Origin of the sequence: Paenibacillus sp. FSL P4-0176, from assembly GCF_037975265.1 — a bacterium.
GTDB lineage: Bacteria > Bacillota > Bacilli > Paenibacillales > Paenibacillaceae > Paenibacillus > Paenibacillus amylolyticus.
In genome coordinates this window covers 4463630-4482670 of record NZ_CP150242.1, presented here as the reverse complement: position 1 = coordinate 4482670, position 19041 = coordinate 4463630, and the positions used below count along the sequence as shown (strand labels likewise).

Sequence of the window (19041 nt, the reverse complement as noted above, 5' to 3'; positions counted from 1 at the left end):
GAATCCACGGAATATGGGTCGTTTTACATGAGAGAGGGGAATCATAGGTGACTTTTAAATATAACCATACATCACACTCTAAAAAAGTAGTATCAGCCGTGCTTGCAGGCATGATGGCCCTTAGCGCCGGCGGAGCTGCCATGGCAGCAGAATCAACAGAAACGGGGCAGGGTCAGACTGCTGCAATAACAAATACGGCTGCACCAACTGGTTTGTTCAGTGACATCAAGGTCGGATACTGGGCTGAAAAACATGTGTACAAACTGGCATATCAAGGTATTCTTCTCGGTAACAACGGCCTGTTCCGTCCAGGAGACGCGGTAACACAGCAAGAAGCTGTAACGATGGCAATCCGTTTTATGAATCAAGAGGGCCAGTTGAATACCGACACGGCTGCGGCATTACCGACAAACATGGAAGTGGGAAATTATTTCAAGCCATATGTCGCGCTGGCACTTCAACTGGGACTGATTGACAAAACGGAAGAATCAACGGTGGATGTATCCAAGACCTCCTGGGGTCAAAAACCGGCTTCACGGGAATGGATTACGAAATTGTTAATCCGTTCATTGGACAAGGATGCTGAAGCGAAGGCACAAAACAATCAATCTACCGGATTTGCTGATAATGCAAGTATTTCCGAAAGTGGTAAAGGTTATGTCAATCTGGCTGTTAGCCTGGATCTGGCCAAAGGTGTTGAAGGCAACAAATTCAATCCAACTGGTTCCGTAACCCGTGCTCAACTGGCTACCTTCTTCAGTCGTGGTGAATCGTTAACGGATACAACGTACCCGAACACATCCACGGGTTATGTGACAGGATTGAAAGATGGGCAGATCACGCTGGTTGTGGACGGCAAAGCCGTTAACTTCGCAGTGAACAGCAGTACGCCTTACTTTACGAAAGACAGTGAAACTCGTGCTTCCGCCACAGATGTGAAGCTGTATACAAAAGTTATGGTTGTAGGTTCTGCAGGTGGGGCTTCCTATGTGGAAGTTGTTGATGCTACACCGCAGGTGGAAAGTGTTGAAGGTACATTTGCACGTTCATTGTCTGGTAATAAAATTGGTATCTTTGTGGGCGAGAATTACGAAACGTACAGTTATGATGAGGCAACTGCATTCATCGATCAGAATGGTAATGCAATCAAACTATCCGATATTACGGCAGATAGCATCATCGAAGTACAGCGTGAGACGTTCTCGACTGACAAAAAAACAGTTGCTATTCGTGTGAAATCCGGCATTGTTAACAAGAGTGACAATGGCGTAGTTGCTGAAGTATCCACTTCTGGCAAAACGATCAAACTTGTCAATGCAGCGGGTGCAACAGAGCAGTTTGCATACAATGACAATCTGCTTATCACATATCAAAACCGTATCATGTCAGTGGCTGATCTCAAAGCCGGCAGTGCCGTGAAATACACCGTAAAGGACAGTGTTTTGCAAACTATCACATTGTCTCAAGGTGTGGAGCAATCTGTGCGCGGAACATTGGTTGAGATCGGTGGCAACCAGTCCACGTTAACGTTCAAACGTGAAGGGGGTTCCCTTGAGGCGAAACTGCTGACTGAAAAGCCGGAAGTTATTATTAATGGTATTCAGGATGCGACGCTAAATGATCTCATCACGGATGCAACGAACGGGGATCAGGTGGAGTTGTCATTGAACTCTGACGATCAGGTAACACGTATTCAGGTGATTGGACGTCAAATGGAACCTATGAACGGAGTAACGGTTGTATCTTACAACAGCAAAACAAAGGTACTTACCGTACTGGACAACAACAAAAAACCGTTTGTATTTACATTGGATGAGAAAACCAAAATGGATTACAATACGACCAAACCTACACTCGCTGGTCTGGAGTCGATTTTGAATGATGGTCGCAAATTGGATCTGACCTATGTGGGAACACGTGCGTTGTCCGTTAAAGTGATTTACAAGTACGAAGGTACGATCAGCAACATTGACACAACGGGCAGAAAAATCAGTGTGTTGTCTGGTAATCAGACGATTACAGTGCCTTATACTACCTTACCTACGGTTGAGATCTATAACAAATCGGGCGCAAGTCTGGGAGATTTGAAGATTGGTGACAAAGTGACCGTAACGCTTGGAGCAAATCAGGATGTAGTGCAGAAGGTTTCACTGAACACTGTGGCTCAATTCGAAGTGGTTGCCTTGGAAGCAAATAGTCGTATTCGAGTAAAATCCGATCTGTTGACAAGTCAGTTCTACGTGGATCAAGCCGTACTGACAGGAGAGAGTGGTCAGACGATCACGCCTTCACAACTGACAGCAGGCAACCTGATTAATGTAACGTTTGAAGGAGTTACGCCAAAAGCGGTTCAAGTCGTGAAGCGTACGCTGGCTGAAGTTACAGCGGTGGATGCTTCATCTGTAACGCTCAAACAGTTTAACGGCCAGACTGAAACCGTGCCTGTTAGCGGTTCTGTTAAAGTCGTAAAATCTGGCTCCACATTAACTTCACTGACGAGTCTTACGGTCGGAGATCGTGTGGAAATGACAAAAGATACGGATAATTCCACACGCTTCAGAGTACTAACTGTCATGAGCAAACAATTCTGGTCTTATGATGGCGTGGGTAACCAGATTTTGGTTAAACGGGAAACGACAGCAGACACAAACTATCGTTTTGCACTCGGATCAAGTGTATTTGTTCACCAGGGTGACAATACTTTAAGCGTGCAATCTCTCAGAGATAATGATAATATTGTATTGTATCTCCTGAACAATGTTATTCTGGAGATTCAAAAACAGTAATCGTTTCTTTTCGAGGATCAAAAGAATGACCGTCTTGATACGGGATCTTTCCCGCATCAAGACGTTTTTTTTGCAAGCTTTTTGAGGTCCCCGCAAAGTACTCGGATGAAGCTTCGAAGTAAGGCTCCGCAGAGTGGAGTCATTTTGTGGGAGGTAGCTCTTCATGAATGCAGCGACGGTTAGACATATACTCGAAACTATGGAAGCAATGTTTCCTGATGCACATTGCGAATTAAATCACAGCAATGCATTTGAATTGACGGTAGCTGTCCTTTTGTCTGCCCAGTGCACCGATGAAACGGTGAACAAGGTAACCGCAGATCTGTTCCAGAAGTACAGAAGCCCAGCAGATTATCTGGCAGTTCCTCTCGAAGAGTTGGAACAGGATATTCGGCGAATCGGTTTGTACCGGAACAAGGCCAAGCATATTCAGAACATGTGCCGAATTTTAATAGAGCAGTATGGCGGTGATGTACCGCAGGAACATGATCAGCTTGTGACGCTACCAGGTGTTGGGCGGAAAACCGCGAATGTAGTTGTTTCCAATGCGTTTGGAGTACCGGCAATTGCGGTAGATACTCATGTTGAACGTGTATCCAAGCGGCTGGCGCTTGCAGGTTGGGATGACTCCGTACTTGAAGTCGAAAAGAAACTAATGAAGCGCGTACCCCGGGAGGAGTGGACTTTAACTCACCACCGGTTTATATTTTTTGGACGCTACCATTGCAAGGCACAGAACCCTGCGTGTCATATCTGTCCATTGCTGGACATATGCAGGGAAGGGAAAAAACGTATGAAAACGTCCCAAATCAGGAAAGATAAGGAACGTGTCACCACCCGAAAACGAAAAATAAATTAATGAGCAGAAAAGGATGAATAATCATGAAATGCATTTCCGTGTACACTGACAATTTTGAGGCCTTCTCCGATATCTTTGAACAAATCGTTGAACAGGAAATGGCTGAAAATGAAGAAAAAGAAGTAGAAGGCATCACAGTAAGCCACTCTGGCGACGTGCCTGAACATTATCTGGAGCGTATGTCCGTTAAACCAGAAGTTGTTGTTATGAGAGACAAAGGCAGAGACATTACAATTCTGCAACATGGACAAGTATTTGAAATCTTGCTGCCTTCCATGGAGAACGCAGTTTCATAAGAAGTGATTACACTATTGGTTCTGTTGTATTAATGTCATGATGATCGTTGTGGTTACGGTGATCGCATCGCATTCATGCAACAGACACTTGGGGTAAGCATTTGCTAAATACCGTGTATAAAACGTATTACAGATAAAACCGACTTGTTCGGTTTTATTTTTTTTAGATTATAGGACTTATACGTTCATTTATGTATATTCAATTCCAACCGTTCAAATTCAAACTTGATAATGTTAAAATAAATGTTGTAAAAGAGATAGACGTCGAAACGGATGTCAAATTAGAGGAGCCAGGGGGAAGGCCAGTCATGTCCAGAACAGATTACCCAAAAGAAATGGCCAAACCTCTGCTTCCGCTGCGTGAAGCGATGGAGCAGACAGGGGACCATACAGCCGTACAGGCTATAACGGATTTAATCAGCAAGGCGGAAATGAAACATCTGACGATTGCGTTCTGTGGTCATTTCTCTGCAGGCAAATCGAGTCTCATCAACAGTTTATGCGGTAAGCGGGTGCTGCCTTCAAGTCCCGTTCCAACAAGTGCAAATGTGGTATCCATACGTAATGGTAAGCCAAAAGCGCTTATTTATACTACTCCAAACGTAAGCGCTGACAATGGAGCAGGGACACTTGAAGTTTCTCCAGAGGAATTGGAGGCGTATTGCAAAAATGGTGGAGCTTACAGCTCAATTGAGGTATGGGATGATATTCCTCTGCTGAAAGATGATGCTGTCCTGCTGGATACACCAGGTGTGGATTCAACAGATCGCGGACATAGTCTCGCAACCCATTCAGCGCTCCATCTGGCGGATGTGGTGTTCTATGTCATGGACTATAATCATGTCCAGTCCGAGACAAACCTTTCATTTGCCAAGAGTCTGTCGGATTGGGGCAAACCGTTGTTTTTGATCGTGAACCAGATCGACAAGCATCGGGAGCGTGAGCTCTCTTTTGACCAATATACCGAAGGTGTCGAAGCTATATTTGCGGCCTGGGAAGTCAGATATGACGGACTGTTGTTTACTTCCCTCCGCGACAAGCAGCATCGCTATAACCAGTGGGATGTGCTTCCGGAACTCATTGGACACATGATGCAAGAGAAGGAAGCGTTAATTACGCACAGTTTGGCAAGTTCGGCCAGTCATGTAACGGAGCAACACTTGACGAGAGAAGCCGAGAAACGTGAAGACGAAGAGAATTCCCTGCTGGATGAGATTGGTGGCAAGGAAGGAATTGAACGCTTGGAACGAGAGCTGGAGCTTCTTGATCAACAAGCAGCAGACATTCGTACCGGGCCTTCGCGAGTGCGTGAGAAATTCCGGGCAGAGCTGGAGCCTCTTCTGGCAAATGCAAATCTTACTCCTGCGGATATTCGTGCGTCGGCTGCCGCCTATTTGGAGAGCCGCAAACCAGGTTTCAGGGTAGGCTTATTGTTCTCAGGTGGCAAAACCGAGCAGGAGAAACAACGTCGTGCTTCTGAACTGGTGCGGTTATTGCAGGATCAGGCTTCCGGACAAGTTGAGGTACATATTCGTACAATGCTTAGACAGCTGGGTGAATCCCATCAGCTATGGGGAGCGGAGTGGGAGCAGTCGCTTAATACGGAGCTGCCAGCTGTAGATGAAGCACTATTGGAGATGAAACGCAGTGCCAGTGCAGAGGTATCTCCAGAGTATGTGATTCAGTTCAGTAAAGATGTGCGGGGCGAGATTGAGGCCCGCTATCGCAAGTCGGCCATGATGCTGGCCGACCGCATGCTGGAGGCGCTGGCAGCGCAAGGCGAAGCCGCGCTCCAGGCGCTGGACGCCAGCCGCGCAGCGCTGCTGGCGCAATCCGCGGCGGCGGCGCGCTACACGGCGCTCCAGCGCAGCGCCGCCGCAGAGGCAGCAGAGCTGCGCAGCCTGCTGCCCCATGCGGGCCCCCTCCCCTCCGGACTATTGCCGGAGGTGAAGGGCCCGCACGTGCCCGCGGTGCCAGAACCGGGCGAAGCTCCCGGTTCGCATGCGGGCACGTCAACGTCTGTGGCTGCGCAGCCACAGACGCCAGAGGCACCGCCAGCGCAGCGCGCAGCCGCAGCGGCGGTGCCTGGGCCATCGGCGGCGGCTGGCGCTGAACGCCGCCGACGCCTGGACGCAGCAGCGGCACGGCTTGAAGCCGCTGCTGCGCTGGTAGAGCCGTACCCCGCCATGGGGTCGGCGGTACGGGATCTGCGTGCACGCGCGGCTTCGCTTGCGGGCGGCACGTTCACATTGGCGCTGTTCGGAGCATTCAGCGCCGGCAAATCCTCCTTCGCCAACGCGTTGCTGGGCGAAGCTGTACTACCCGTCTCGCCGCATCCAACGACAGCGGCGATTAACCGAATCATGGCTCCTGCCGGTGGCGCGGAGCATGGAACAGCCCGGGTCCGCATGAAGACCCGGGACGCCTTCCAGGAAGATCTCGGCTATTCCTTCCGATTACTCGGACTGGGTGAGCCTGGAGCGGAGTGGCAGAAGCGAGTACGCTCCCTCTCGCCACAGGATGTGCATCCGGCGGGGCGCCCGCATTACAGCTTTTTGCAGGCAGCGGCAGCCGGCTGGGAAGAAACAGCGGACCAGTTAGGTCAGGATGTGCTGGTGGATCTGGACGGTTATCGTAACTTTGTCGCAAACGAGAAGAAGTCCTGTTTTGTAGACAGTATCGATCTCTATTACAGTTGCGATGTAACTGAACAAGGCATTGTATTGGTAGACACACCAGGAGCGGACTCCGTGAATGCTCGTCATACGGGTGTAACCTTCAATTATATGAAGAATGCGGATGCACTCATTTTTGTAACGTATTACAACCATGCTTTCTCACAAGGAGATCGACAGTTCCTGAATCAGTTGGGACGTGTTAAAGATAGTTCTGCCATGGATCAGATGTTCTTTGTTGTAAATGCCAGTGACTTGTCTTCCTCTGAGGAAGAACTGGAGCAGGTTCTCGATCATGTGAGTACCCAACTGCGCAGTAATGGAATTCGGGCACCACGACTCTTCCCGGTATCCAGCATACTGGCGATGGAAGGCAAAATGGAAGGGGACTCGAAGCTGCTTGAGCAATCTGGTTTTAACCGTTTTGAGGAAGAGTTCAACCAATTTGCAGGCAGAGAATTAGCCGATCTTGCTGTAGGTGGAGCTTCCGAAGAGATGGCACGTGTGATTCAGCGGCTGAAGAATCGTGCAGAGGATGCGGCTCAGGGTGAAGAAGTATTGCAGCAGCGGCGGGATGAACTAGGGACTATTCAGGGACAGTCACGTCAGCGCATACAGCAACTTGCAGCAAGATCCATGAAGGAAGAACTGTCACAGGAAACAGCAGAATTACTCTTCCATGTGCGGCAGCGGCTTGCCTATCGCCTTGGTTTATTCATGGCAGAAGCATTCCATCCATCCGTACTTCGGGAGGATCGGGGCAATCTGAAGATGGCTTTTGCAGCCTGTGGACGTGAACTGTTACGCATGATTGCCATTGAACTGGAGCAGGAACTGCTTGCTACCACCCTCAGACTTGAACAGGCGGGTCAGACCTGGCTGATGAAGCAAGTTACGGAATGTATAGATGAGGTGAGGCAGTTATCAGGGGGCGTGGATGTGTCACTGCCACTGAACGAACGCTGGAGTACACCTGTGCTTGAAGAAGTTCGTCTGGAAGAACCGTCTGGATGGAAAAGCTATTTGAATTATTTCCGCAATCCGAAACAGTTCTTCGAAGGAGATGGACGTCAGCGATTACAGGAGGCACTTGATCCTGTCCTCAAACAGATGATCATTGAAGTTCTTCCTGCTGCGCAAGACAAACTGATTCAGTTTTATGACAACCAGATTTGTCAATCCTTGCAACACCAATCCCGTCAGTTGGAAGAACGTCTGGACGAGGCGGTAAGTGGAATTCAAGATACACTGGAGAGCGGAATTCCGGCGGAGCAATGGACCAGCTTGTCTAACCAACTGGAACAGATTGAACGCAGTTAAAATCACGGCATAACGCGTATTCTCTGGAAGTCTTTGTAAAACAAAATGAATGATACAGCAACACATTGAAAATGTTGCGAAAATCAACCCAAAAGGGCCCCTGCCGAAAAGGCATATAGGGAGCCTTTTTTTGGTACGAACAACCTGAAATAAAGAGAATATTCAAACATTTGATTGAAAGGTGGGTATTTACCTTCGTTAATGCGTCAATAAGCTGAAAGCAGGCAGAATATGGTCTGTTATTCGCTTTGCCGCGAATGGGGTACGGTGATAAACTTCATAAATGTTCATAGTATTTTTGAACGACATAAGAGGAGGAGAAACATGGATGTTCTTAGGCAACTGCAAACCTTTTTTTGGGAAAAGCGAACGTATTTATTTGTATCAATCTTGTTCCTCGCCTTAGCGACCGCACTTGGGTTGGTGTATCCGTACATGCTGAGGATACTGATTGATGACATCATTGTTCCGCGAACTTTTGAAGACGTTCCCATAATTGCCTTGACTGTGTTAGGTGTAGTTATTTTGAAAGCGGGAATGCAGTTTTTACACGGTTTTTATGGAGGACGCTTGGGTAACTTCCTGGCGTACAGACTTCGTAATGCATGTTACGAAAAGCTTCAATTTTTATCCTTCCGTTATTATGATACGGCCAAGACAGGTGATCTGATGTCCCGCCTCACGGGAGATTTGGAAGCCATCCGTAACTTTATCGGATTTGGTTTCGCCCAGATTCTTAACATGGTTTTCATGGTCGTATTTGGCGCAATCATGATGATGACCATGAGTTGGCAGCTTACGCTGTTCACGCTCATATGCATCCCATTACTTGCCTTCGTTGCGCTGAGATTCGAATCCAAAATTCACCCTGCGTTTCAGGAGATGCGGCTGGCGCTCAGTTCACTGACAACAGCGGTACAGGAGAATATTACTGGCGTACGTACGGTAAAATCCTTTGCACGTGAGCCTTATGAAGTGGAGAAATTCTCCATACGTAATGAGCGTTACAAAACAAATCAGATTCATGCCGCAACATTGTGGAGTCGCTATTTTCCGATCATGGAGATTCTTGCTTCGGTGAGTATCGTGCTGTTGCTGGTGATCGGTGGAAGAATGGTTATACAGAAGACGCTGACACTCGGTGAACTCGTTGCCTTTTTCAGTTTGATCTGGTACATAATCGGTCCAATGTGGAACCTTGGGTTCCATATCAACAACTATACGCAATCCAAAGCTTCAGGTGAACGGGTGCTCGAGCTGCTGAATACGCCAGTGGATGTGGAAGAAACGCAAGATCCAGTCATTGTTGAGGCAGACCAGGTGAACGGCCATGTGACATTTGAATCCGTTACCTTTGCCTACGGCAACAAAATGCCAGCAGTAACCGATATTAATTTTGACGCTGCACCCGGTTCTGTAATCGGTTTCCTCGGGGGAACAGGGTCAGGTAAATCGACCATCATTCAGCTTCTGATGCGTGCCTATAACGTGAACTCAGGAACGATCAAGCTGGATGGCAAAAACATTAAAGACATAGGCATCCGCAGTTTGCGGAGTCAGATCGCTTCTGTTTTCCAGGAAACATTCCTGTTCTCATCCAGCATTCGTAATAATATTTCCTACGGGCTTAAGAATGTCACCATGGATGAGATCATCCGTGCAGCCAAGCTGGCCAAGGCTCATGACTTCATTATGGAGTTCCCGGATGGATATGACACGGTGGTTGGTGAGCGCGGTATGGGTTTATCGGGTGGACAGAAACAGCGGATTGCGATTGCAAGGGCTTTGCTGAAAAATCCGAAAATTCTGGTACTTGATGATGCAACCAGCGCCGTGGACATGGAGACAGAACACGAGATTCAGTCCGGTTTCCAGGAAGTTATGCGCGGCAGAACGACATTTATTATTGCACACCGGATATCTTCACTACGACATGCAGATGAGATTCTGGTGCTCGATGAAGGCCGCGTGGTACAACGTGGCAAACATACCGAACTCATTGAAGTGCCTGGACCATACCAGGATGTTTATAAAATTCAATATGCAGATTATATTGCCCGCGGTAAGCGGGAGGCTGGGGAGCAGGTGAATTCATGAGTGCCGAAACGATAGCAGACAGGCGCGAGGCAAAAGTGGCCTCTGAGAAGAAACTGAATGAACGATTTGTGTATCAGGATGATGAAATTATTGAAAAACCGTTTAACTGGAAAGAGTTCGGACGTTTATTTGCATACATGAAACCTTATGCGAAACAACTGTTACCACTCGTTATTCTAATGATGATCTTGGGTACCATTACAAAATTGTCCGTACCTTTTCTGATCAGTCTGGCGATTGACCGTGCCATCGCACCGGCAACGGGGTTGCCAAGCATGACTATGCTTTATCTTATTGCAGGCTCCATATTTGTGTTGTATCTCATCCAGTGGGCTGCCAATACGTACCGGATCAAATTGACAAACATTATCGGACAGCGTGTTATTTATGACCTTCGCTCGGATCTGTTCAAGCATATCCAGAAGCTGTCCTTTAACTTCTTTGACAAAAGACCGGCAGGTTCCGTACTGGTACGTGTTACGAATGATATTAACTCCCTTCAGGATCTATTCACTAACGGTGCAGTTAACGTCATGATCGACTGCGTACAGTTGCTCGGGATCATTGTGATCTTGCTGTTGATTAACTGGAAACTGGGTCTTGCCGTGATCATTACGGTGCCAATCATGTTTATCATCTCGACCAAACTGCGGGTGCTGATCCGTCGGGCTTGGCAGGATGTGCGCATGAAGAACTCTCGGATAAACTCCCACTTGAATGAATCCATTCAGGGGATTCGAGTGACTCAGGCTTACACACAGGAAAAAGAGAACATGAAATATTTTGACAACATGAACCTGTCCAGCAAAAAGTCATGGGATAGAGCATCAGCGATGAACCAGGGCTTTGGACCGCTGATTGAGATTACCGGCGGATTCGGTACGTTAATCCTTTTCTGGTTTGGTGCTTACCTGATTCAGGAAGGTCAGTTGACCGTGGGATTACTTGTCGCTTTTGCCAACTATGTCGGCAACTTCTGGGACCCAATCAACCGTCTGGGACAGATGTACAATCAGTTGCTGGTTGCAATGGCATCATCGGAGCGTATCTTCGAATTCATGGATGAAAAACCAAGTATTGCGGATAAACCAGGTGCCAAGCCACTTCCTTCTATTAAAGGAGATATCGCATTCGAAAATGTGGTGTTCGAATACGAGAAGGGCAGACAGGCGCTGAAAGGGATCAGCTTCTCAGCGGCTGCGGGACAATCGATTGCACTTGTTGGTCATACGGGCTCAGGTAAAAGTACGATCATCAATCTGATCAGTCGTTTCTATGATATATCCGGCGGACGTCTCACCATTGACGGACAGGATGTGCGGGATGTAACGGTAGAGAGTTTACGCAGCCAGATCAGCATTGTATTACAGGATACCTTCATCTTCTCGGGTACGATTCGTGACAATATTCGATTTGGACGACTGGATGCAACGAATGAAGAGGTGGAGGACGCAGCCAAAGCAGTCAATGCACATGAGTTCATCATGAAGCTGCCTGGTGGATATGATACTGAAGTAGAGGAACGCGGGAACGTATTATCCATGGGACAGCGACAACTGTTATCCTTTGCCCGTGCGCTGCTTGCTGATCCACGCATACTGATTCTGGATGAAGCTACAGCCAGTATTGATACGGAGACAGAGCTTAAAATCCAGGAAGCGTTGAAGGTGCTGTTGCAGGGAAGAACGTCCTTTATGGTCGCTCACCGTCTCTCAACCATACGGAATGCAGATAACATTATCGTCCTGGATCATGGTGAAATTAAAGAAGAGGGTAACCATGAGCAGCTTATCCAAAAACAAGGCGTCTACAATGGATTAATAGAAGCTCAATACAGATTTTTGTGATGAAACCTTCGGACGCCTGTGAAGCGTCTGAACACATATGAACTTATAACACTCTGGTGTTTTTTAGCTTGATACTTCAATAATAAGTGCATCTTATTCATTGAAGACAGGTTAGAGGATAGCCGGAGTGTTTTTTTTATTCGTTAGTGTGGTATGTTATATTTTTGAAGAATGAAATCAATACAATCGTTCATGGCTGAAGGGAGATCAATGCAGATGGACAACAACGAAATAAATTCAAAGCATTTGGATCACCTGGATCATATGAATTTTAGGCTCCTTCACGTGAATTATACAAGTGATCCTGCGACGGAGTGGTTTCTGAGGAAACACTTCATTGAAACATACATGTTATTATTTGTAGCCAGTGGGCAAGGGTGGTTAAAGATAGATGGCAGTTTCATTGAATTAAAGGCGGGCGGACTGTATGTAGGCTTCCCGGGGCAACTGGTTGAGGCAAATGTACATTCGTTGGATGAACGAGGTGTGTATCACATGAGTTTTGATGTCACGTACGCACTGGAGCAGGAGGGTGGAACAGCCCTTGAAATGATGAAGCAACTTTTACGTAATGAAGTGAATGGCGAGGTCAGCTCATCTTCACCCGTTGCTGTTGGTGTGATCTGTCAGATGATTTACCACCACACATTGAAGAAGGATGGTTTGCAAAGGTACTATGGTCAGATTCGTTTTCAGGAACTATTGTACACCATGTTTTACGACGTGGCCTTTACCGAAAAGACGGACCTGGCTTCACCAATTGAACATGTCAAAGGTTACATGGAGCAGAATTATTCGAAGAGATTAACCATTGAGGAATTAGCAAATGTGGCACGAATGAGCCCTCGACATTTCATGCGTTTATTCAAGAAAAGGTATGGTTACAGTCCAGTGGACTATCTAACGCTATACCGAATTAAACAAGCCCAGATCTTAATGAGAAATGATCACAGTTATCGACTCAAGGATGTGGCATCGTACGTGGGTTATCAGGATGAGACGTATTTCCGGCGTAAATTCAAGCAAATCTCTGGCATTCCACCAGCAGCGTTTATACGTAATAGCAAACAAAAAATTGCTGCAGTTCATTCTGTGAGCATTGGTATACTGCTTGCATTGCAGATCATTCCCTGTGCCGCGCCGGCAAGTCATCCGTGGACATACTATTACCGACGTAAATATGAAACGGACAAAGTTATGCCACTCGCAGAGAGTGAGACCACCTGGCTGGAACAGCTTCGATTAGTTAAACCTGATTATATTATTACTGTTGGGACGGAGTCTGAGGATCTGCAAAGACAGCTTCATTCCATTGCTCCTGTGTGTGACCTCCCGTGGGAAAAAGGAGATTGGAGAGAACATTTGAGATATGTTGCAAGCTTTTTGGACAGGTCTGATATTGCAGAGGTATGGCTTCAAAGATATGAAGAGAAGGCAACGACCATAAAGGACCAGCTTGAGGATTTCATACGAAAAGACAGATTAGTTGTACTCAAAGTTTATGGTGAAGCGTTGCAGATGTTAGGCCCAAGGAGCATTGCTTCCGTTTTTTACGTTGATATGCAAATGGAGGGTCCCGAAGGAGTTGAGACTTATTGGGAACGGGGCACAGTGACCATTAAGGAGTTATCTGTTCTCAACATCGAAAGAATATTACTGATTGTGGGTGATGATGAGACATCCAGGCAGACATGGTCTGCTGTGCGTAAGTCTGAAGAATGGCTTGCGTTGTTAGCGGTACAGAATGGCAGAATGGATATGCTTTTGTCGAGCGTCCTGCTGGACTACACTGCGTTTACTCATGAGCTTATGTTGGATGAAATATTAAAGTTATGGCAAGATCGTCCATAGCAAAAAGTCTGAATAGTCAATATCATACCTGAACATATTTTAATATACTTACTCCTATATCAAATGATAATGATAATTATTATTAATTAGACGTTGTCATAACTAAATGCCATATAGGGGGTACATAAAGAATGAGATTCAGATGGTTAACGGTACTATGCACCATGATGTTGGTGCTCATTATTTCGGCTTGCGGTGCAGCAGGCAACGAAGCATCCTCGAGCGAGGGTCAAGAAGAGGGTACCGCCAATTCTTCAACAACAGAAACAAGTCAGGTAAAAAAAGTGACTACGGAAATGGGAGAAGTTGAAATTCCGGCGAACCCACAAAAAATAGTTGGTTTGTCCGTTGTATATCCAGAATTTTTATATTCACTTGGCATCGTACCCATTGCTGTACAGAACTACCATGAGGATTTTCCTTCTTACTTGCAAGAGCCATTCGCAAACACGATGAAAATGGGAATAGGAAGAACGCCTAACTTTGAAGCCCTCATGGAGGCAGATCCGGATTTAATTATCGCCCCTGACTGGTGGTCCAAAAAGGACTATGATCAGCTTACTCTGATTGCACCTACCGTACTTTTGCCACAGCGTGATGATTGGCGCGATGAACTGCGGGATATGGCCAAAATTCTGGACAAAGAAGAACAGGCAGAAAAGGTGATTCAGGATTTGGTGGATAAGGAGAAGGTAGCTGCTGCCAAATTGGATAAGCTGATTGGTGAGGAGACTGTTCTCTACATTAGAGTGATGGAAAAAGAAATCGTACTTCATGGGGAGAACCTTGACCGAGGAAACTTTGTCCATAAACGATTGGGAATGAATCCACTTCCTAATTTCCCGAAAGATCAAACTGCCATGTCCGTATCCTTGGAAGTACTGCCTGAATACGACGCAGATCATCTGATCGTTCAGCTGGATGATGAGACTAATCCGGAAATTAAAAAGAAATTTGAAGATATGTTATCTTCATCGTTATGGAAAAATCTGAAAGCAGTCAAGCAGGACCACGTCTATATGGTGGGTGGCAAGGAATGGTTCAATCTGGGAATGTCTCCACTTGCCGATGAATATGTCATTGATGATATTGTTGCTGCTTTTGAAGCAAAAAATAAATAAGGCAAACGGTTCATGTTACACATATCTCTAAATTCACTACTAAATAACAGGATGTGTCCAAAATGAATAAGGAAGATATCTATGACTTGACCATCGTCGGAGGCGGACCGGCAGGATTATATACGGCCTTTTATGCCGGGATGCGTGATATGAGAGTTAAGATCATTGACGGCAAAGACCAACTTGGTGGTTTTCTGCATACCTATTCCGAAAAAACTATTTGGGATGTGGGTGGCCTGCCACCAATGAAGTGTTCAAAGTTGATTGAGTATCTGGTTCAGCAGGCGAATACCTTTAATCCAACGGTTGAATTGAATTGCAAAGTAGATCGGTTCGCTCGACTGGACAACGAGATTTTGGCTCTGTATACTGCTGAAGGCGACATACACTATACGCGTACAATCATTGTTGCAGTGGGCCGCGGTATCGCAGAAATTCAGAAATTGGAGCTTCAGGAGCCGATTCAATATGAGCATGAGAATCTTCATTACACCGTGCAAAATCCAGAACATTTTTCCGGGAAGCGTGTGCTCATTTCAGGAGGAGGCAACAGTGCAGTAGATTGGGCAATTGAACTTGCTCAATTTGCACGGAGCGTAGTGGTCGTCCACCGAAAAAATGAGTTTCGTGCAATGGAACGCAATGTTAGCGAGATGAACAATGTAACGGATGTCAGAACACCATATAGCATCACACGGCTTCATAATCATGGTGAACGTATCCATCAGGTTGTAATTACGCATATGGAGAGTCACGAAAATGTATTGATAGATGTGGATGAAGTCGTCATTAGTCATGGATATAAAAGCAATTTAAGTGATCTTGCCAGTTGTGGCTTAGAAATGGACGATGGAATGGTTCTAATGAGTCACCATGCACAGACGAGTCTGCCAGGTGTTTTTGCAGCAGGAGACTGTGCGACGCACGATAGCAAAGTTAGGCTCATTGCAGGAGCTTTCAATGATGCGATCGTGGCAGTTAATAGTGCGAAACAATATATGACGCCAGACGCACCCAAGATGGCTTATGTTTCTTCCCATAATGAAATCTTCAGAGAAAAAAATCGACAAATCCCAAGTCTTTAAACTTGGGATTTGTTTGCGTATTTCGATTCACTGGAGTATTAAAGTCTGCTCTTTTAACATTTCCTTAATTTTGGGAGGAATGGAAGGAGTATCGAATCCGTGAGCAGTAATTGTAAAATTTGATCGAAAAAACACAAAAAATCTTGTAAAATTCACAAGAAAAATAGGGAGCACTCTTGCAATCTTTAACCAAAACCCCGAAAATAGAGAGACAGATATAGAAGATTTCTCTTTGGGAGGATTGGAAAGAACATGTGGGGTGCTCCTTTTACGGCTCAAGCCAAAAAAATGCTGCTACTAGGCAGTGGAGAATTGGGAAAAGAGGTCGTTATTGAGGCCCAACGACTGGGAGTAGAGACGATCGCTGTTGATCGTTATGAGAACGCACCTGCAATGCAGGTCGCGCACCGGTCTTACTGCATCGACATGCTGGATGCCGAAGCTTTGAAACAATTGATCCGTAAAGAAAAACCTCATTACATCGTACCTGAGATTGAAGCTATTGCAACAGAAGCTTTACTGGAGCTTGAGGAAGAGGGATTTTGTGTAGTACCTACTGCCCGAGCTGCACGTCTAACGATGGATCGCGAAGGCATCCGTCGGCTTGCAGCCGAACAATTGAAACTTCCGACAGCTGATTACCTTTTTGCGGACAACCTGGAACAACTTCAGGAAGCCGTACGTGAGCTTGGCACACCTTGTGTCATTAAACCATTAATGAGTTCTTCCGGCAAAGGGCAGAGTGTATGCCGAACACCGGGCGACGTAGAGGATTGCTGGAACATTGCTCTTTCGGGGGCTCGTGGCAAATCTGTTCGTGTTATTGTGGAGAGCTTTGTGCAATTTGACAGTGAGATTACATTACTTACTGTTAGGTCTGTATCAGGCACCGTATTTTGTCCTCCGATTGGTCATATTCAGAAGGATGGGGATTATGTCGAATCCTGGCAGCCTCATGCAATGACTCCTGAGCAATGGCAGCAAGCTTGTCATATTGCCAAATCCGTCACGGATGAACTTGGCGGGTATGGACTGTTTGGAGTGGAGTTGTTCCTGACCCCGGATGGTGTTGTGTTCAGCGAGGTATCTCCTCGTCCACATGACACAGGTATGGTTACAATGGTGACGCAAGACAGTTCCGAGTTTGCGCTGCATGTACGTGCAATTCTTGGTTTTCCGGTCACAGGTGTACATCTGTTGACACCGGGAGCTTCAGCAACGCTGAAGGCTAATGATGAAACATCTGACTTTACTGTAGGCGGGATTGAAGAAGCTCTGGCTCTTCCTCGTACTCAGATTCGTGTATTTGGCAAACCTGAGACCAAAGTAGGACGCCGAATGGCTGTAGCCTTAAGTGCTGGTCAAGATGTGGAAGAAGCTCGTAAAACAGCGGTGCAAGCCGCTAATATGCTGAAAGTGGAGGTAAATCATGTCCAATAATGTTGAGGCCCCTGTACTGATGATCCGAGAGTGTGAACTACGAGATGCTGAAGCGGTAACGGGACTGATGCGAGAGGTCAGCTATCCGACAACAACCAATGTCATGAAAGAACGTATTGAATGTTTGGAAACCAATCCAAACGCATGCATGCTTGTTGCCGAAGTGGATGAACAAATTATTGGTGTGATTGGCTTGCAATGTGTGCAAAGTCATGCCTATCCAGAACCTGCCGCACAAATTACTTCCCTGATTGTAGGTCAAGAACATCGTGGTGGTGGGATTGCCCGTCGTCTGATGGCTCGTGCCGAAGATTGGGGCAGACAGCAAGGTGGTAAACAACTGTTTGTCACGGGTGCAAACCGTGAAGTGACTTCAACAACGTACTCTTTTTATGAGCACATTGGTTTTCAGAAGAGAGGGTATCGGTTCAGTAAAGTTCTTCTATAGTACAAATAAAGTTTCTTCTATTGCATGGAAATTCTCATGATATCCTGATCTGCACATTCTTGTGTGGTGAATGATAAATAGATGGTGAAGCGACATTCGACTAGCATTTTTAGTCCGAATGTCTTTTTTTATGATTTTGTCAACGGGAGTAGAGCCTTACAGGATAAGCCCTCAGACAAATCTGTAACACTCTAAAAAATGACAAAAAAGTTACTTTTCCATATTTTATAGGTTCACAATCTCCTGTCGAATTGATATACTGCTAGAGTATTAATTACAAAGTTGTAATAACTAATCTTAAGGAGATGAATGAATTTGAAAAAGAAATGGATGAAAACTGTCGTAACGAGTAGTCTGACAGCCGTACTGGCCGTAGGGGTAATGCTTCCTGCTTCCGCGTCTGCTGCAGATTCAACATATAAGACTATCACAACGTACAAAATTACAAGCACAGACAGCTTGAAAGCTTACATTGAGAAATGGCTCAAACAAAATGGATACACCGTATCCGAGGGGCAAATTGTAGAGAAACCTGCTACGCAGCCTGATCAAACGACGAAACCTGCTGAGCCGACAACAAAACCAACTCAACCAACAACAAAACCTGCTGAGCCTACAACTAAGCCTGAGCAACCGACTAAACCAACACAACCAGCTCAAGAAGAAAAACCGGAAACTACACCGGCTAAAGATCCTTCAAACACGGGTAACACAGGTAATACAGGTAACAATACAAGTAATAATGGTAGCGAAAGCACACAATCCGACTTTGCTACTCAAGTTGTAAAACTTGTGAACGCTGAGCGTGCTAAAGCAGGTCTGAACGCTCTGACTTCAGATGCACTTCTGGACAAAGTAGCTGTTGCTAAAGTAAAAGATATGAGTAACAATAACTATTTTGATCACCAGTCACCTACGTATGGTTCTCCGTTTGATATGATGAAACAATTCGGAGTAACTTACAGCTATGCAGGTGAGAACATTGCCCAAGGACAAAAAACACCACAGGAAGTGGTTACAGCTTGGATGAATAGTGAAGGTCACCGTGCCAATATTCTGAGCAAAAACTTTACGCATATCGGTGTAGGTTTCTACAACGGATACTGGGCACAAGAGTTTATCGGTAAGTAATCGATTTATAATGAAGAAAGTATGATTTTCTTTTCCACAAGGTTATGCCAGTACACAGTTCATATCTGTGTATGGCATAACCTTT

At 46.0% G+C, this 19041-nt stretch carries 12 protein-coding genes; all 12 read left to right on the top strand.

What is annotated here, in order from left to right:
• The first annotated feature begins 47 nt into the window (after positions 1-47).
• Entirely contained in the window at positions 48-2786 is a 2739-nt protein-coding gene (locus MKY95_RS20535) for an S-layer homology domain-containing protein (protein WP_076317518.1), read from the top strand.
• Positions 2787-2949: 163 nt separating this feature from the next.
• Positions 2950-3645 (top strand): endonuclease III, encoded by a 696-nt coding sequence (gene nth / locus MKY95_RS20530; protein WP_076317519.1) that lies wholly within the window; start codon positions 2950-2952, stop codon positions 3643-3645.
• Positions 3646-3668: 23 nt separating this feature from the next.
• The gene (locus tag MKY95_RS20525) at positions 3669-3941 is read left to right on the top strand and encodes a hypothetical protein (protein ID WP_017687779.1); all 273 of its coding nucleotides are present in this window, start codon (positions 3669-3671) and stop codon (positions 3939-3941) included.
• Positions 3942-4249: 308 nt separating this feature from the next.
• Positions 4250-7936 carry a dynamin family protein gene (locus tag MKY95_RS20520; protein ID WP_076317520.1) on the top strand — a complete coding sequence of 1229 codons (3687 nt, stop codon included), beginning with the start codon at positions 4250-4252 and terminating at the stop codon, positions 7934-7936.
• A 324-nt stretch (positions 7937-8260) separates the two neighbouring features.
• Complete coding sequence (locus MKY95_RS20515; protein ID WP_074095596.1) at positions 8261-10033, top strand: ABC transporter ATP-binding protein; 1773 nt, start codon at positions 8261-8263, stop codon at positions 10031-10033.
• Complete coding sequence (locus MKY95_RS20510) at positions 10030-11880, top strand: ABC transporter ATP-binding protein (RefSeq protein WP_036613270.1); 1851 nt, start codon at positions 10030-10032, stop codon at positions 11878-11880. Before MKY95_RS20515 ends, MKY95_RS20510 begins: the two co-directional genes overlap by 4 nt.
• 348 nt (positions 11881-12228) lie before the next feature.
• Positions 12229-13731, top strand: coding sequence for an AraC family transcriptional regulator (locus tag MKY95_RS20505; protein ID WP_339194196.1), 1503 nt, complete (start codon positions 12229-12231; stop codon positions 13729-13731).
• Between the two features lie 131 nt (positions 13732-13862).
• Entirely contained in the window at positions 13863-14852 is a 990-nt protein-coding gene (locus tag MKY95_RS20500; RefSeq protein WP_100527268.1) for an ABC transporter substrate-binding protein, read from the top strand.
• A gap of 62 nt (positions 14853-14914) precedes the next feature.
• On the top strand, positions 14915-15937 hold the full coding sequence (locus tag MKY95_RS20495; protein WP_339194193.1) for an NAD(P)/FAD-dependent oxidoreductase: 1023 nt from the start codon (positions 14915-14917) through the stop codon (positions 15935-15937).
• A gap of 252 nt (positions 15938-16189) precedes the next feature.
• Positions 16190-17377, top strand: coding sequence for a formate-dependent phosphoribosylglycinamide formyltransferase (gene purT, locus MKY95_RS20490; protein WP_036672920.1), 1188 nt, complete (start codon positions 16190-16192; stop codon positions 17375-17377).
• A complete protein-coding gene (locus MKY95_RS20485) occupies positions 17367-17825 on the top strand; it encodes a GNAT family N-acetyltransferase (protein WP_036613284.1) in 459 nt (152 codons plus the stop codon). The genes purT and MKY95_RS20485 overlap by 11 nt, the downstream gene beginning before the upstream one ends.
• A gap of 315 nt (positions 17826-18140) precedes the next feature.
• Positions 18141-18956 (top strand): CAP domain-containing protein, encoded by an 816-nt coding sequence (locus MKY95_RS20480; protein WP_051447300.1) that lies wholly within the window; start codon positions 18141-18143, stop codon positions 18954-18956.
• Positions 18957-19041: the final 85 nt, after the last annotated feature.

Bases quoted from the DNA above. Each gene is read 5' to 3' on its own strand.
- purT (WP_036672920.1), top strand. From the start codon at position 16,190: ATGTGGGGTGCTCCTTTTACGGCTCAAGCCAAAAAAATGCTGCTACTA.
- nth (WP_076317519.1), top strand. From the start codon at position 2,950: ATGAATGCAGCGACGGTTAGACATATACTCGAAACTATGGAAGCAATG.
- MKY95_RS20485 (WP_036613284.1), top strand. From the start codon at position 17,367: ATGTCCAATAATGTTGAGGCCCCTGTACTGATGATCCGAGAGTGTGAA.
- MKY95_RS20520 (WP_076317520.1), top strand. From the start codon at position 4,250: ATGTCCAGAACAGATTACCCAAAAGAAATGGCCAAACCTCTGCTTCCG.
- MKY95_RS20495 (WP_339194193.1), top strand. From the start codon at position 14,915: ATGAATAAGGAAGATATCTATGACTTGACCATCGTCGGAGGCGGACCG.
- MKY95_RS20500 (WP_100527268.1), top strand. From the start codon at position 13,863: ATGAGATTCAGATGGTTAACGGTACTATGCACCATGATGTTGGTGCTC.
- MKY95_RS20525 (WP_017687779.1), top strand. From the start codon at position 3,669: ATGAAATGCATTTCCGTGTACACTGACAATTTTGAGGCCTTCTCCGAT.
- MKY95_RS20510 (WP_036613270.1), top strand. From the start codon at position 10,030: ATGAGTGCCGAAACGATAGCAGACAGGCGCGAGGCAAAAGTGGCCTCT.
- MKY95_RS20505 (WP_339194196.1), top strand. From the start codon at position 12,229: ATGTTATTATTTGTAGCCAGTGGGCAAGGGTGGTTAAAGATAGATGGC.
- MKY95_RS20515 (WP_074095596.1), top strand. From the start codon at position 8,261: ATGGATGTTCTTAGGCAACTGCAAACCTTTTTTTGGGAAAAGCGAACG.